This window comes from Legionella sainthelensi (genome assembly GCF_900637685.1).
In the GTDB taxonomy this organism is placed as follows: Bacteria; Pseudomonadota; Gammaproteobacteria; order Legionellales; family Legionellaceae; genus Legionella; species Legionella sainthelensi.
Genome location: NZ_LR134388.1, coordinates 21,200 through 36,703, shown reverse-complemented (window position 1 = coordinate 36,703; position 15,504 = coordinate 21,200). Strand labels below are relative to the sequence as shown.

Below are 15,504 nucleotides of genomic sequence, written 5' to 3'. Positions count from 1 at the left end.
TTAACGTGTACGTTGAGATTAAACAAGCGGGTTAAATGCAGTCATACTGGGTTTCGGGTAGTGTTTAAATAACTGTGTCATCTCTTTTAACTTGTTATAATTTAACACTTAAAAGAGGTGCACATGAGTAAGAAGAGAATCGATTTATCGAATTTTGATTTCAACGAGTTCAAATCAGAAGCATTATCGCAGTTAAAATCAGGGCAATCGCTCACAGGAAAAGACGGTATCCTAACCCCATTAATTAAAGAGTTATTAGAGTCAGCCTTAGAAGGAGAAATGGATTCTCATATAACGGACTGCTCTGAGGCAGGTATCGTCAACCGCCGTAACGGTGAAACGACTAAAAGAATCAAATCGACTACTGGCGTTTTTGACTTGGAAACGCCTCGAGATAGAGATGGCAGTTTTGAGCCTGAGATAGTCAAAAAGCGTCAAACGGTACTCAACGAATCACTCGATAATAAAGTCTTGGCACTTTATGCGATAGGCATGAGCTACGAAGCGATAAGCGAGCATTTATCTGAGATGTATGGATTAGAAATCTCCAGCGCTAAAATCAGTTTAATAACCGATAAGCTCTTACCGCTGATTACTGAATGGCGTAATCGCTCCTTAGAATCGGTATACCCCATCGTATTTCTTGATGCCATGCACTTTAAAGTACGTGTTGACGCTAAGGTCATCAGTCGAGCCTTTTACACGGTTCTCGCTGTGAACTCAGTAGGTAAAAAGGATATTCTGGGACTCTATTTATCTGAGGCAGAAGGCGCTCGTTTTTGGCTTGGTGTCTTAAATGACCTTAAGGCTCGTGGGGTAGACGATATTCTTATTGCCAGCATCGATGGGCTTAAAGGATTTCCCGATGCCATCGCTGAAGTCTTCCCCAACACAGAGGTACAACTTTGTGCCGTCCATCAAATTCGCAACTCGTTGAAGTATGTGGTCAGTAAAGACCAGGAGACTTTCATGGCTGATTTAAAACTTGTGTATAAGGCATCTAGCAAAGACTTGGCCGAGCATCATTTGCTTGAGCTGGAAGAGAAATGGGGAAAAAAATACCCGGCCGTAATCAAATCGTGGAATAATCACTGGGAAGCACTATCGCAGTACTTTAAATATCCAGAAGAGCTCAGACGTATCCTTTATACGACCAATATTGTTGAAGGTTTTCATCGACAAATTCGCAAATAAACTAAAAATAAAGGCGCTTTCACCAGCGAAAACGCACTTATCAAACTCATTTACTGTGCTGCTCAGAAAGTACTGGAAAAATGGAATCAGCCCATGCACAATTGGGCGCTTATCGTGTCTCAACTACAAATCTATTTTGAAGACAGACTAACTTTGGGGCTTAGATAAGCAATGAGGTGACACAGTTAAATGAACACTCTCGGGTTTCGATGCCTGAATCTGAAATGAATATAAACTTTATTTTTGAGAATAGGTAAAAATTTTTTATTTTAATAACGCAATTTAGAAATTCCTCCTTAAGTTGAATTAGTTTCGACTTAATCTGACACAAGTACTTGAAAAAGAGAGAGTTTCCGGTTTTGATAGAAGTGCGAACTTGAAACAAAACCAAAAGGAAAACTCTCATGATAGATAATACAGTTAAAATTATTAAACATAAAGTTGGCTTATTAAACCTTGCTGAAGAATTAGGGAATGTATCTAAGGCATGTAAAGTAATGGGCTTATCCAGAGATACATTTTATCGCTATAAGTCGGCAGTAGAATCGGGAGGAGTTGATGCTTTATTCGATCAAAGCCGAAGAAAACCTAATCTAAAAAATAGAGTAGAAGAAGCAATTGAACTCTCGGTAAGGGAGTATGCGATCGCATTTCCAGCCCATGGTCAGCTTCGTACGAGCAATGAGCTTCGTAAACAGGGTATTTTTGTTTCTCCAAGTGGAGTTCGTAGCATTTGGCTGCGATATGAGCTTGCCAATTTTAAAGACCGCTTAAAAGCATTAGAGGCTAAAGTAGCTTCTGAAGGAATTATATTGACGGAAGCGCAGGTCGTAGCTTTGGAGAAAAAGAAATTTGATGATGAGGCATGTGGTGAAATCGAAACAGCACATCCTGGTTATCTCGGCTCGCAAGATACTTTTTATGTGGGTACGCTTAAAGGAGTCGGTCGCATTTATCAGCAAACTTTTGTTGATACCTATAGTAAAGTGGCATTTGCCAAGCTTTATACGACTAAAACGCCAATTACTTCAGCAGATTTACTGAACGATAAGGTTTTACCCTTCTTCGAACAACACGATTTACCTATACTGCGTATTTTAACAGATAGGGGTACTGAATATTGTGGCAAGGTAGAACAGCATGATTATCAGCTTTATTTGGCAATTAATAACATTGACCATACAAAGACAAAAGCAAATTCACCTCAAACAAATGGCATTTGTGAACGTTTTCATAAAACGATTTTACAGGAGTTTTATCAAGTAACATTCCGAAAGAAAATTTACGAATCAATCGATGAATTGCAAAAAGATCTGGACGAATGGATGGATTACTATAATAATCAACGTACTCATCAGGGTAAAATGTGTTGTGGACGTACCCCAATGCAAACTTTGATAGAGGCTAAACAATTCTGGATGGAAAAATTTATAAACTAAATTTGACCTGACAGACATTTCTTGAAAAGCCGGTAACTGCCAGATCAAATTTGAACTACTAGTGGTTATTAGACCTGGGACTAAAACTAGAGTTTGTCTTTAATTTAGACATAAAAATAGTTTCGTCAGTGATAATACCCTTTTAGATTTCGCCACAGAAACGCACCATATTACATTTCTTTCCCGACGCCCTCTCTAAGTTCAGTTTTCATCTCTTCTATAGACTGCTCTAGTTTTTTTAGAACCATTTCGTGTTGCTGAATCTGTGTTTTATTTGTTTCTAGGATTCTTTCGCAAGTTTGAATCTTTTCATGATAATTTGGTTTATCTCTATAATAATAAGGTAGAAACTCATTTTGAATCCTATTATTCTCACGACGATAAACAATTAATTTATTAGTAAGCTTAGTTAATTGATCATTACAATCCGATATTTTCTTTTTTAAATGCTCTCTTTCTGATTCAAATATTTCTGCATGTGCAACTGATTTTTTTGTTTCCAAACTCATGATACATACTCCTATTTAATTAACAGGTTATTTTTACAGTATTTTTTTCACATTCTTCATCTAAATCTAACGATTGAAGACGTAGATTTTTTAGGTCAAGTTTGAATGCAGCTTGAGTATCTTTTTTCTCTGCTATTGACTGTCCCTGATGGCCAATTTTCTCAGTAGATTTTAGAGATAAAGTTTTATCAATCGGTGAGGAGTTCAAGAAAATTTCTACTGCGTAACTATCAAGAGGAGCAATATTTCCTATTGTTTCTATATCTGGCTCTTTACCTAAAGACCTATCTATCTGATATTGTTTATCTTTATGAATATTTTGATCGTTAAAAATCGTATTATTAAAACTAATATGATCAGTATATTCATACCCATCTTGTTTCATATCCAAGATAAACTCTTTAATTTCTTCTTCTAAAGACTCTCTAGTGCGGGGGTCATTATATAAGTTAATACAATTTTCGGAGGTTAAAAATAGTTTTTGATAACATTCATGTTGTCGATTAATAATCCACTCAAGAAATTCGCGTTTTAATTCTGGTTGAGAAATAAATTTATCAGCAAATTTCGTAAATATCTGTTGAGGAGTAATTAAAAATTTAATAACCGCTATATCTTTAGCTTGTTGGAAAATAGGATCTTCTTGAAGCATTTTAAGGTTTATTTCTTCTGTAGTATAAAATGCCCAGTTATATGGCAAAAAGCGCTCTGAAGGATTTTGTGCCAATAATGATTCATCTCTATTAGCTGGAATTTGTATAGCAGGGAGCTGTTCCAAATCACTTCGATTTAAACTAAAACAATCTACGGAGGAAAATCCCTCAACTAACATACGTTGACCATTTTGAGATATCAGTTTAGGCTCTCCTATGTTCTCTCCCCTTTTCGTTAGAGGATACAATGCTTCATCTCCATCGATTTTAACTAAACGTAGGATCCCTTTATGCTGACAAAACCCAATGTTTCCCCCATGCATATCATTTTCTGCAAGAATTAATGAGGATGTTGTAATACGAGCAAGATCCTTTTTTAAGGTCTCATCAGAAAAAATTACTTCCATTGGATCTCTTTCATTTTTTAAGCTATTGATTGGCAAATATTCTTCAGCAAACTCACATAGGGTCATATAGGGATTTACTTCACTAACTATAGTTTTTGGTGCAAGAGCTAAATAAGTTTTGGGTTGAACATCTCCTATCATTAAACGAAAGAGTTCGTTAGCCACTGCTTCAAGTTGAGTACGCGATTCTTGAGAGAGTCGTTTTCCTACTAACTTTTTATCTTCATAACTCAAAATATTTGTAAGACTTCGACCTTTGCCATTAGAAACAGACTCTCTATCAAGCATCATTGGTTGAGTTGCAATTACTCGAGAATCTTGGAGCTTTTGGAAAAAAATACGACGTGAGTTGATGATATGTTCTAATGATGATTCGTTAAATACTTTAGTATTACACTTATAATTAGATATTTTTTTTTCCTTCAATAATTGATTGAGTCCAGATAATGCACTTAAACTATCATTATAATTTAAATCTTTATCTAGCTGTTGTTCTTTAAAAATCTTGGGATTACTAGCTTCTACAATAAGTGCAAGACAAATTATATAAATAGATTTATTCCCAATCATCTTCATTAAACTAGTTAACTCTTTTAATGCTTCAATACTTTTTACATGATAGTTTGCATCAAATATTCTACCTAAAAGTTCATTGGTGTATTCATCAGAAGGAGAGTTAAATTTTGATTTTATTGAAAAAAATGCGGTAAGTGTATTTTTGCGTTTGGTTATTTGTTCTTCTTCGTTTTTTTGAAGCATGAATGGCCCTCGGCCAGTAATTATTTCTGCAACAAGTTTTTCAGGTTTGTTCCGACTAAAAAGAAATAAATTCTTTTCAGATAACGAACTCCTTTTCATAAGAGATTTTATTGAACTTTCACATGCGCTGGCTATTTGTTCATCTTCGCCACCATTTTTTTTGTAAAAATCCAGTAGTCCTGGAATATTACCTTGTTCATTATAGATTTCTATGTATGCAAGCGCATCCTGATAGTTCATAGCTAAACCACCCTTATGAGTCATTGATTACATAATATTTAATCATTATGAACAAATACCATCCAATTCAATTTATTTATATATCATATGAAATCTACAAATTTCTATTAATATTCAAATGCTTGAGCTAAGTTTCAAGAGTTATTTCGAAAACTTAAATGTTAGATAAGGGTGTGAGAGGCTATCTGAAGGTACCATTTTACCTCATGAGCCCTATATTGAGATAACGGACCCCTATAATAATAGGTCTAGCACTCCATAACTTGCCCGGTTTTGACAATCTTACAAACTCTTTAATACGGGGCTAATGTTCGCAACCATATGCCGAAAAAAATTTTGATGTTTATCAGTGTCGTTATTTACACATGATGAACAGGTAACCAACTTCTCCCAAAACCGTGTCACCGGACTTCATTTTCTCTAAAAGACGCGAAGAACCAAACTCTCTGCACGCTCGGTTTGTTGTGATTTATGTGGGGGGTTGTATTGCATTGATTCGCTCGGAAATGAAAAATATTATTCGAGTGTTATGATCGCTATTTATGCAAGAAAAGGCACAGGGTAATATTATACATGCCTTAGATTAGCATTATTTGAATACAACAAAATCTTTAAAAGTATTCACATTCTCAATCTTATCGATGACATGAGTTTTCGAAAAGCGTTTATAACCGCAAGAAACTGCGTAGAATCCTATCATCAATTGCAAGGCATAATTCGCAAGGCGAATTGGGGTATTTTCAAAAGAAAAACTATCACTAATAATCGTGTCAGCGCACATTCACCAGATGATTAGCTAACTGCATTATGCAGGAGCAAATTAACCGCTTACTTTTATTTCGTCATTACACAAAGCCCCAATCCTAGTGCAGCGATCAACTTATTGATAGAAAAGACATTACACCTAAAAAATGGATCGAATTAATCAGTGAAGAACGTCAAATATCTGCTCATCGAAGCAGTGAAAGAGTTTGCATCTAAGGGTAGATTAAATGCTCCATTTTGTTTTCAAGAAATTCAATGCGGTGGAAAAGAACAGCAAGAGATGGTTGTTGGTTGTCAACGCCTGATCCAAAATACCATTATATTATGGAATGAATTATTCTATTCACAAGAATTGGTTAACTGAAGATGAAGAAAAATGAGGTAAGCCTAATGTGAATTAGTTTTAGACCTAATCTTATCTTATCAGCCAGTAAAATGCATATTTAAATCCACTTCTTCAATGTCTATACTTTCTTGAGCTTTCGCATTATTATGAAGAAATTCATGGTAACGTGCTTTGAAATTTAAGGACTCTTTTGGTGATTGAGAACTTCTTGCTGTCTCTATTTTTTGTTGTTCGATACTCGCTTGATTGGCGTTTAGATGAAGCAATTCTTCTTGAATTTGTTTACAAAAGTTACTAAAAGACGTGGGCGTAGCGATTGTTGCTTTAGAGGCATTTACTACATTAAACCCATCCGCTTTCATGGAGTTTTTTAATTCATCGCTAATGCCTGCTTTCACTATTTCCGTTGCTGCGGTAGAACAATTAAATCTAAAGAAACTATAGTCTGTCTTGCTTTGTGCTAAACTTGCCATTTTATCAAGAACTTTTTCTGCATCAAGAGCAAAAGTAAGGCTATTGTAGTCAAGGGTGGTAGGTATTCTAATAATTGCTGAAGGTGGCTCCCCCAAGCTGATATGACGTTCTTCAATTTCTCTTTTACATAATTCAATTTGTCTTTTCATTTTTATCAGGTTTTCCGTAATCGAACCGATACGATCACTTTCCTCACTAGTTAATTTAAGCTCATTATTCGGTTCTCTTTGCTCCAACTCAGCATTCTTTTTTTCATTGAGATACATCTTCTCCTTCAAAACCAACTGATCCCATTCACCTTGTAATGAAGCTTCTTCTGCTTTTAATTCCTGGTAAGCCAGATCCTCATCAACAGATTTTTTAAGCTGCTCATGCGAAAATTCTTTTAATTTAGTAATTTCCTTTTGACGTACAAATGTTCCCATTATGTGCGTTTTATTTTTGGTTGGGACATTTTCTCCAAATATATGTTCATGTACTTCACGTTTAAGAATAGGCGCGGGTTCATTGTCCCATTCTGACTCTAAATCTTCCTTACGAGTATTTATATAATGGCCATTGTTAGAACCTGGCCACCAACTAAAATAAACAAAGTAATTAACCTGGTCTTTAGGCTTATAACTACCGTTTTCTTGTTTTTCGGGAATTGTTTCTGTGCGTTTTCTGATTGAAAGACCCGGTATATCCTGATATTTTTGAGCCAGCTCATTTCCTTTTTCATCCGCTGGGAAGGATAATTCAACCGCTGCATGGCCTACGTTACCACCTAATAATCGCGATTTAACAGGCTTGGAAAATCCCCATCCTTTGGTGCCACTTTTCCACGTATAAACTTCAAGGCTCATAATACCTCCCACAACATTTAACATATTTTATTTTGAAATTCAAAGCGATTTAGTTCATCGATAATTTCATACTTAAATTTATTCATAATAAATTTTTAACTCTTTGAGCTAAAAATAGCCAATTCATTGTGTTGATATGTCATATAAAAAGGGTTAATACTCAATCAAATTCATTGTGTTAACCCTTGGTATTCCTGATTGTATCTGCGTAAAATATTGAGTCATAAAGGGTTTGAATTTTAATTAATGACAATCTTTCGCGGGGATAACCCTGAGGAGGCGTCCAAGATGAGCTACGAGGGATCTACTGCTGTTATTATTTACTAAATGGCTAACCCAGGTATGTAAGGGTCACGCTTTTCTTGGCAAAATGAGACTAAAACTCGCTCCGTTTAATAGTTTTGAATTATCAATGAAAAGTAATCCACCATGCAAACTGACTATAGATTTTGTAATCGATAAACCAAGTCCAATATGCTTACCTGTTGTGTCGCCTGCATTTAATGTTGTAAATGGTTCAACGATTTTTTCACGCTCATGCTTTGGAACTCCCGGACCATCATCATCGACACAAATAATCACTGATTGATTTTGATATTTCAAACTAATTAATATTTCTTTATGAGCATATTTAAGCGCATTACTAATGAGATTATTTACAGCGTGGTATAACAACTTGGGATCAAATAATATAAATTCATTATCAATTTTTTGATAATTAAATAATACCTTTACCTCATAATATTGATGATTTTTCAATAGGTTATCAAGCCATTGTCGTAAATTGCGCAGTTGTTTGTTTATTTTAAGCTCGCTGGTAACGCTTTGCGAGTACAATAAAAAAGTACTCATCAATCGATTCAATTCTTGTATGTCTTCTTCAATACTTTCAAAATGTTCTTTTTCCTCACCAAACTGATTTTTAAGCTTTTTTAAAGAACCAATCGCTAATTGCATGGTATATAAAGGAGTACGAATTTCATGAGCAACAAATCGAGCCATATTCTGTTGTGACTGGATCAGTAAATTTATTTTGTTACCCATAGAAACAACATTTTCATAAATACCTCTTAACGTTGAAAAGCGATTTAAGTGAATATCGTAGTTAAAGTGGCCTTGGCTGTACTCCTGCGTTAATTTATGTATTTTTGCACTGTTTCTGCTGAATAACCAAGTGAGAGTCCCCACCGCAAAAACAGTCAACAAGGTTATCGTTAAAACAAAGTAGATTTGAATTTCAGATAATCGAAGTGAAAAATAAGGATAGTTTAATGGCCCCACCGTTATTATTTTGTCACTATCAGGAATTTTAAAATAAACAGTTGTTATAGGATTCTCATTAAATGGGAGGTCATAAACCACATCATTATGTATTAGCTTTTTTCTTACTTTATGAGAAATATTGCTGTTATGAGTTGATGTAAGCTTTAAAGGAATTTGATACTGGAGCTGAAATTTAGCTACTGCCTCCTCCCATTTGTGCATTGGGAGAGTTTTTAATGTGCTTATAATAAGAGTGCGCATCAAATAGGTTCCACCTTTAACCATATCATTGATCGATGCCCCCATCTGTATTTTTAAAATAGAAGAACTGTGGTCAATTCGCTTGTAGGCGTAGACATCATGAATGCTATAGGTCAAAAACATGAGATTTTTTGCATCTTGATAAACAATTTTACCTGCCAACAATCGTTCTTTTTCCATATCTGTAAAAGGCAGGGAATTAATATCCATCACTTGGACAACGTCCGTGTTAGATGGAAATAGCTTTTTTAACTCTTCATTAGATCTCTTTCGAAATGCTGTTGTGGTGAATGCCGCATAAGATTTATTGGATTCATTGGACTTTTGTACTATTTGCTCAAGGACAGAAAAATTACCTACTCCTAAAATGTCCTGAGTTTTTTGAGACATGATTCGTATTGAATGAGTGAACGATAGATAAAAGCCTAAAAGAATAAAAAAAAGGATTAACAAAGAAGCAAAAATTGTTTTGAAGTATAATTTCACCATTTATCTTTCCATGATTCTGATAAAAATAAATACCCTTTGCCATAAATCGTTTTAATGCGATAGGGGTGGTCGATGTTATCGCCCAATATCTTTCTTAATCGCGATATCTTCAGGTCAATGCTTCTGTCTATCCCATCGTACTCTCTACCGCGTAATGCGTAAGCAATATTATCTCTACTCAAGACCATATCAGCATTCTTTGCCAATAGAATCAATAGCTCATATTCGCTAGGACTTAACTCAATAAATTTTCCTGAGTAACTGACGCTTTTTTTAATTAAATCAATCATTAAATCATCAAATTGAATTTTTTTAGGAGCCACAATGGCATTCGGTCTTCTTAAAAGCGCAACAATCCGTGCTTTTAATACCTCTTCTTTAGAAGGCTTAGTAATATAGTCATCAGCCCCTAGCTTAAGGCTTGTTACCTCATTTTGCTCAGTGTTCAAAGCAGTTAACATCAATATTTTGCCGTGATACTCATCACGTACTGTTTCACAAATCTGCTCCCCATTCATCCCTGGTAACATGATATCAAGAATCACTAAATCGGGCTGCTCTCTGATGATGCGATAAACAGCGCCATCACCTCGTGACTCGGTAGTTACATGATAACCTTCATCAGTAAGCATTTTTTTTAAATACTTCACTAATTTGAGGTTATCTTCAACCAATAGTATGTTTGCTTTCATTATTTATATTTCTCTGAGAACTAATATTATTGTAGTAAGACAGACCTGCAATTCTCTAATTCATTCAACATCAATTTCAAAATTTTTACTTCCTATATATACCTTCTAGCGCAACACATCCCATTTGCCATTCCCACAAAAGTTAAAATAAAAGCCACTTGATATAAAGTTTATACAATTTACGACTTTTGTTTCAGTATAATGAACTGAGTAACACCCAAGGAGAACAGCATGAAAGAAAAAGTAGTTCAATTCGCAACATCACTTATTGAAGATTTAAATTCATTGACTTCCAAATCCCCCACCGTAAGCTCTGAGGTAGAACGTATTAGGAAAAAAACGATGATATCACACGTAAGTGTGGCTACAGTCCAAGGAGACAGCTCCCCTGTAACGCTTGACTATGGAGATGAAGGCGTAGATCAAGGTGCAATTTTTGGAGCTGCATCACTAAGCAAGCCTGTATTTACTTACCTGGTATTAAAACTTGTAGAAGCTGGAAAACTCTCGTTAGATATGAATGGTCTTAATAGTATTTTGCCTTTTAAGGCTTTTTGCGATCAACATGGTTTTATTTGGAAAAGTGATGAAGAAGATATTTCTCGTATTAATGCATTTACACCCGCAATGATTCTCTCTCACAAAACAGGCTTTGATTTAAATCGCACAAATCAAGTGAATCATCAATTTGAACCTGGCCAAGAATATTATAGATACTCAGGATTACCCCTATTTTACTTGCAAAAAGTTATTGAAAAACTTTACGAACCACAGCTTGTCCTCTTGGGAGATAATGATGTTGTTGAAAAAAATAAATTGCATGTTTCCATTAACGCAGCGAATCTAAAATATAAAATTGTCGATCTTCTAGGAATAGAAAAAACCGGTACTATTAACTTAGAAGAGCTAGGTTGTAACTTAAGGCAGCTTGCTGATCTACAGGAACTTCATCCATACCGGGCCAAAATTCTTGCAGAAGTAGCAAAACGAGGACATGTTGCAAACCTTGAAGTGCTTGCTCATCACTATGTGTTCGAGCCCTTACATATGGACCACAGCAGTTTTGGTGTAAAACCATGCGCTGCTAATAGCTTAATGACTACAGCGCAAGATTATGCGCTTTTTGTACAAGCATGGATGAATGATAAAAAATTACACTATGCGTTTATGCCCCAAATTCGTATGACTCAAGATCCCTGGGCAAAAGAGATGGTGACAAACCAAATCGATTTAAAATATGTGGCTGAATGCTTAGGATTTCAACTTGAAATTGATGAGAATGGTAAGCCACTTACTGCATTTAAAACAGGCGATATGGGACCATGGCGAGGATGGGTTGCAATCGATTTAAATGATGATTTAAAAAAAAGAAAAGCAACTGTTTATTTCGCAAAGGGACCTGATCCTGATGGGAATGGACATATTCTTGCCGAAGCATTAATAAAACCTAATTTTCAATTAGATCATGGAATTAAATGGTTTAAAGAAAAATATGGTTTTGCCACTGGCTGGGAAGAGAACTGGGAGGCTTTGCAACAAGTTCGATGTAAGCGCGGAATGGATTATCAAGAACAATCACCGAAACTTCCTCAGCCTGAGAGGGAGACGATTGAGCCTATTGATAGCATCCAAAAAATGCTTCAGTTAATGCCGCCTATACCCAAACCAATACTAAAATCAATTCAATCTCGAAAGCAAGAAACAAACTCAAATCAACCTATCCACGAACAAGAGGAAATTAAAAATGAGAATAAAACACAAGAGGAGCAAAAATTTAATCCCACCCCATTTTCCTATATCCCTTACTCGTAACAAGAAAAAATATCTAATTATCAGTTATAACAATGAATTTAGAACTAGAAAAACACTCAATGCATCCATAGATTGAGTATCAAGTCTCCATATTCTTGAGATATTTTCTAAAACACTCTGCAATGGGGCTGAGCCTATTGGGATAAAAGGTTTTATACGCTTGTGGATCTACACTTAACATAAACTGGTAACAGGATAAGACGCACCAAATCAGCCGTATCTGTTTGGCTAAAATAAATGCCTCCAGCAATTGCTGTTTTGGTGCTACGTCCAGCCAGCTTTCCAAACATGCATCCAGAAGCTTCTGGTAGATCAGTCCTCCTTCTTTTACTCCATGGTGCGTAATCGATTGTTCCAGACAGGTATGTAATGAAAAAAATGGGTGGATGACAGCAGCTTCACCCCAATCTACGAATGTCATCTTTTTAGTATGGTGCTCAATAAGAACATTCTTATCATGAAAATCGTGATAACCGATAGTTTCAAGGATGCCGTAGGTGGATAATAATTGACATTGAGCCAAAAAGGGTGCGCTTAAGGCGTATAATTTTTGCAACTCTTCATCCGTTAAACCCTGCGCTTTTAAAAAGGCTGCTTGAGTGATCATTTGATCATAAAGAAAGGGTAATTTATCTAACCGCCAATCGGGTAATCCTAATTGAATTAATCTGGTGATATAACCTTCGGTTGCACGTTGAATCGCCGCATATTGCTGCAGCGCTTGGCACAATAGTTCGGGTTTAAAACCAGCTTTAAGCATTTCGCGTAAAGGCCTCCCGGCATCTTTCATGAGAAAACAATGTAAATCCTCATTCATAGCGATCACTATCGGTACACAAGCATGGAGTTGCCCAGATAACAACTGAATAATCTTTGGCTCATTAGCTAAAAATGCTGGTGATGGTATTTTTTTTAAATAAAAATCCCCTGTTGATGTTGAAAAACGAATTACCTTCGACCAAGGCGTTGATAACACGAGCTCCGGGGCGCGAACTATTATGTAGCCATTAGCAATCAGACAATCAATTCCCCATTTCACAAAGGGCAGTTGCTTATTCATATTGTGTCAGTTCACTCACAATGGTTGTGCATTTTGTATGGCCCATTGGGAATAATAATCTTCATTTTTTAAAAAATCGATTTTTCACAAAGTTCGGCATGCACCTTAATAATGCCGGGATCTCGTATTTTGAAATGCTTGCGACATGTTGATGAATACATATCATTACCGCCGATCACGACCTGATCTCCTTCAGTAATAACGACTCCTTGTGCATTTAAGCGTAAAATCATCGTGGCTTTTCGACCACAATGACAAATTGTTTTAAGTTCTACAAGTTCATCAGCCCATGCTAAAAGATACTGACTGCCTTCAAATAATTCACCGCGAAAATCGGTACGTAACCCATAAGCAAGAACAGGGATTCCTAGTTGATCGGTAATTTCTGTTAATTGATGTACTTGGGATCTAGTTAAAAATTGCGCTTCATCAACCAAAACACACGCATACTTTTGTCCTTGTTTCATCGCTTTTTGGTACAGATCATCATGAGCATTAAAAATTATAGCCTCTTCGGACAATCCAATACGAGAATGCACCACTCCTTGTTGGTAACGATTATCTATGGCTGGCGTAAATAATAAAGTTTGCATACCTCGTTCACGGTAGTTGTAACTGGATTGCAAAAGTACCGTGCTTTTTCCTGCATTCATTGCTGCAAAATAAAAATAGAGTTTTGCCATGAGAACGCCCAAATTTTTTTTAAATTGAAGCCATCATAGCATTTCTCTGGTATAGTGCAAAAAATATATTTTTATTGTTAACATATCTTTTGCACACATGAGATAGCTATGAATTCGAAAATTAAATCCTTTTTTGCCGTTTTAATTTTAATGGCCATATCAACAATAAGCCAAGCAGAGGTAGAACTTAAAGACATTCAAGGAAACACTATTTCTTTTTCATCTTTAAAAGGAAAATGGATTCTTATTAATTACTGGGCGAGCTGGTGTAAAACCTGCATTGATGAAATTCCTGAACTTAATCGCTTTTATCAAAAACACGAAAAAGACTCTGTCGCATTATTTGCAGTCAATTATGACGAATTACCTTTACATAAGCAAAAAAAGCTCATCAAAAAATTCAATATCCTTTATCCTTCACTCGCCTCTAATCCGGCGTTTGCTTTAGGTTTAGGAGATATTATGGGTGTACCAGTCACTTTTATTATTAATCCGCAAGGAGAACTTGTTAATACCCTTTATGGTGGACAAGATATATCATCCTTGGATTCAGCAATCATGAACCGTAAATCCTGATACCGGCGTTTAGCCTTCACTTACTCAGTATGCCCAGGAGTGAAACATGCCTCATTTAGCCCTTATGTCTCCGGAAGATGTCATTAGGGTCGTAAAACCAAAAATTGATGATCTCCAAAGAATAACCGCGATGAATACCCAGATCATTGTCGATACCACTTATGAGATAAATATTGGTTTAAAAGAACTCTTAAAAAGTGGAAGAATAAAAGAGCCTCGCTATGAAGAGGAACTAAAACAAAATAAAGAGGAATTAATTCTTAGACAGAAGGCTCTCCATGAACTAGAACAACAATTTCAACGGATTAACCAACTACAAGAAGAAGCCCAAAGTGAAACAATCTGCTTGGTTATCGAAAATAATATCACTTGCGAGGAATTAAAAAAGCTCATTGTACTTACAAAAACAAAGATTGATGCAAGCGAAGATAATAATGAAAAATTATTTTTATGCACCTTGTTGCAAACAGCTATATCCTGCAAAAATCAACAGGATGAACAAAGAACTTTAAATACACAAAAAATCCCTATGCTTCAACGTGAAAAGAGATATGCTTCTTATTTATTAGAAGAATTGATAAACTTTGAACTTAATCCATCAAAATCATTGGCAACTGATGGTTATATCACCAAACTGGATAATGTAAGCTTGAGCAATTCCAACTCTCACGAAGAATCGCCCATCGAATTGGATGCGTTAAAATCGCAAATAGACTCGATTAGTATTGGATTTAAAGAATTTTTTAATAGGATTTGCAATACAATAAATAAAGAACCTTTTTTTGATCTTCCTGAGAGCTCAACAAGTAGTAGAGTACAGGACTTTAAAGAGCGACTGAAATTAATAAAAACAGAAACGGAACAAAAACAGACTTATTTGAATCCGAGATAAGCAAGCGAATCATATTTGCCAAAAATTGGTAGCTCCATTATCTATGCTAATCTATAAAATAGGTATAAAACATCTGTTCCATAAATTAAATCCAAGCTTATAAAGCAAAACGATTTATGTAGAACCTCCTTCTATTTATGCATAA

General features: G+C 35.5%; 13 protein-coding genes and 1 pseudogene. 7 read left to right on the top strand and 7 right to left on the bottom strand.

Translation table 11 applies throughout. The features are described from left to right. Positions 1-123 precede the first annotated feature (123 nt). Positions 124-1,362 (top strand): annotated as a pseudogene (locus EL220_RS00155) (IS256 family transposase). Between the two features lie 236 nt (positions 1,363-1,598). Then, on the top strand, positions 1,599-2,633 hold the full coding sequence (locus EL220_RS00150) for an IS481 family transposase (protein WP_128130793.1): 1,035 nt from the start codon (positions 1,599-1,601) through the stop codon (positions 2,631-2,633). 170 nt (positions 2,634-2,803) lie between these two features. Here EL220_RS00150 and EL220_RS00145 read toward each other — a convergent pair whose 3' ends face one another. Beyond that, positions 2,804-3,142, bottom strand: a complete 339-nt coding sequence (locus tag EL220_RS00145; protein ID WP_027270345.1) for a hypothetical protein — start codon at positions 3,140-3,142, stop codon at positions 2,804-2,806. A 19-nt stretch (positions 3,143-3,161) separates the two neighbouring features. After that, positions 3,162-5,201 (bottom strand): hypothetical protein, encoded by a 2,040-nt coding sequence (locus EL220_RS18310; RefSeq protein WP_187326692.1) that lies wholly within the window; start codon positions 5,199-5,201, stop codon positions 3,162-3,164. A gap of 607 nt (positions 5,202-5,808) precedes the next feature. On the opposite strand from EL220_RS18310, the gene EL220_RS19720 reads away from it, so the two are divergent. Further along, positions 5,809-5,997, top strand: coding sequence for a Tn3 family transposase (locus tag EL220_RS19720; protein ID WP_115703213.1), 189 nt, complete (start codon positions 5,809-5,811; stop codon positions 5,995-5,997). Between the two features lie 132 nt (positions 5,998-6,129). Further along, positions 6,130-6,330, top strand: coding sequence for a Tn3 family transposase (locus EL220_RS00130; protein ID WP_027270346.1), 201 nt, complete (start codon positions 6,130-6,132; stop codon positions 6,328-6,330). Positions 6,331-6,389: 59 nt separating this feature from the next. Here EL220_RS00130 and EL220_RS00125 read toward each other — a convergent pair whose 3' ends face one another. The 3 genes from EL220_RS00125 to EL220_RS00115 all read right to left on the bottom strand — a co-directional run bounded on the left by EL220_RS00125 (position 6,390) and on the right by EL220_RS00115 (position 10,336). Beyond that, on the bottom strand, positions 6,390-7,631 hold the full coding sequence (locus tag EL220_RS00125; protein ID WP_027270347.1) for a hypothetical protein: 1,242 nt from the start codon (positions 7,629-7,631) through the stop codon (positions 6,390-6,392). Positions 7,632-7,982: 351 nt separating this feature from the next. Beyond that, a complete protein-coding gene (locus EL220_RS00120; RefSeq protein WP_027270348.1) occupies positions 7,983-9,644 on the bottom strand; it encodes an ATP-binding protein in 1,662 nt (553 codons plus the stop codon). Beyond that, positions 9,638-10,336, bottom strand: coding sequence for a response regulator (locus tag EL220_RS00115; protein WP_027270349.1), 699 nt, complete (start codon positions 10,334-10,336; stop codon positions 9,638-9,640). Before EL220_RS00115 ends, EL220_RS00120 begins: the two co-directional genes overlap by 7 nt. Positions 10,337-10,567: 231 nt before the next feature. On the opposite strand from EL220_RS00115, the gene EL220_RS00110 reads away from it, so the two are divergent. After that, entirely contained in the window at positions 10,568-12,148 is a 1,581-nt protein-coding gene (locus EL220_RS00110) for a serine hydrolase domain-containing protein (RefSeq protein ID WP_027270350.1), read from the top strand. 79 nt (positions 12,149-12,227) lie between these two features. Here EL220_RS00110 and EL220_RS00105 read toward each other — a convergent pair whose 3' ends face one another. Both EL220_RS00105 and EL220_RS00100 read right to left on the bottom strand, forming a co-directional pair. Then, positions 12,228-13,208 (bottom strand): phosphotransferase, encoded by a 981-nt coding sequence (locus EL220_RS00105; RefSeq protein WP_027270351.1) that lies wholly within the window; start codon positions 13,206-13,208, stop codon positions 12,228-12,230. 68 nt (positions 13,209-13,276) lie between these two features. Next, the gene (locus tag EL220_RS00100; protein ID WP_027270352.1) at positions 13,277-13,891 is read right to left on the bottom strand and encodes a thymidine kinase; all 615 of its coding nucleotides are present in this window, start codon (positions 13,889-13,891) and stop codon (positions 13,277-13,279) included. A gap of 108 nt (positions 13,892-13,999) precedes the next feature. Here EL220_RS00100 and EL220_RS00095 point away from each other — a divergent pair, with 108 nt between their 5' ends. Then, complete coding sequence (locus tag EL220_RS00095) at positions 14,000-14,467, top strand: TlpA disulfide reductase family protein (protein ID WP_027270353.1); 468 nt, start codon at positions 14,000-14,002, stop codon at positions 14,465-14,467. A 46-nt stretch (positions 14,468-14,513) separates the two neighbouring features. Beyond that, the gene (locus EL220_RS00090) at positions 14,514-15,359 is read left to right on the top strand and encodes a hypothetical protein (RefSeq protein ID WP_027270354.1); all 846 of its coding nucleotides are present in this window, start codon (positions 14,514-14,516) and stop codon (positions 15,357-15,359) included. Positions 15,360-15,504: the final 145 nt, after the last annotated feature.

Bases quoted from the DNA above. Each gene is read 5' to 3' on its own strand.
- EL220_RS00150 (WP_128130793.1), top strand. From the start codon at position 1,599: ATGATAGATAATACAGTTAAAATTATTAAACATAAAGTTGGCTTATTA.
- EL220_RS00145 (WP_027270345.1), bottom strand. From the start codon at position 3,142: ATGAGTTTGGAAACAAAAAAATCAGTTGCACATGCAGAAATATTTGAA.
- EL220_RS18310 (WP_187326692.1), bottom strand. From the start codon at position 5,201: ATGAACTATCAGGATGCGCTTGCATACATAGAAATCTATAATGAACAA.
- EL220_RS00125 (WP_027270347.1), bottom strand. From the start codon at position 7,631: ATGAGCCTTGAAGTTTATACGTGGAAAAGTGGCACCAAAGGATGGGGA.
- EL220_RS00120 (WP_027270348.1), bottom strand. From the start codon at position 9,644: ATGGTGAAATTATACTTCAAAACAATTTTTGCTTCTTTGTTAATCCTT.
- EL220_RS00115 (WP_027270349.1), bottom strand. From the start codon at position 10,336: ATGAAAGCAAACATACTATTGGTTGAAGATAACCTCAAATTAGTGAAG.
- EL220_RS00110 (WP_027270350.1), top strand. From the start codon at position 10,568: ATGAAAGAAAAAGTAGTTCAATTCGCAACATCACTTATTGAAGATTTA.
- EL220_RS00105 (WP_027270351.1), bottom strand. From the start codon at position 13,208: ATGAATAAGCAACTGCCCTTTGTGAAATGGGGAATTGATTGTCTGATT.
- EL220_RS00100 (WP_027270352.1), bottom strand. From the start codon at position 13,891: ATGGCAAAACTCTATTTTTATTTTGCAGCAATGAATGCAGGAAAAAGC.
- EL220_RS00095 (WP_027270353.1), top strand. From the start codon at position 14,000: ATGAATTCGAAAATTAAATCCTTTTTTGCCGTTTTAATTTTAATGGCC.
- EL220_RS00090 (WP_027270354.1), top strand. From the start codon at position 14,514: ATGCCTCATTTAGCCCTTATGTCTCCGGAAGATGTCATTAGGGTCGTA.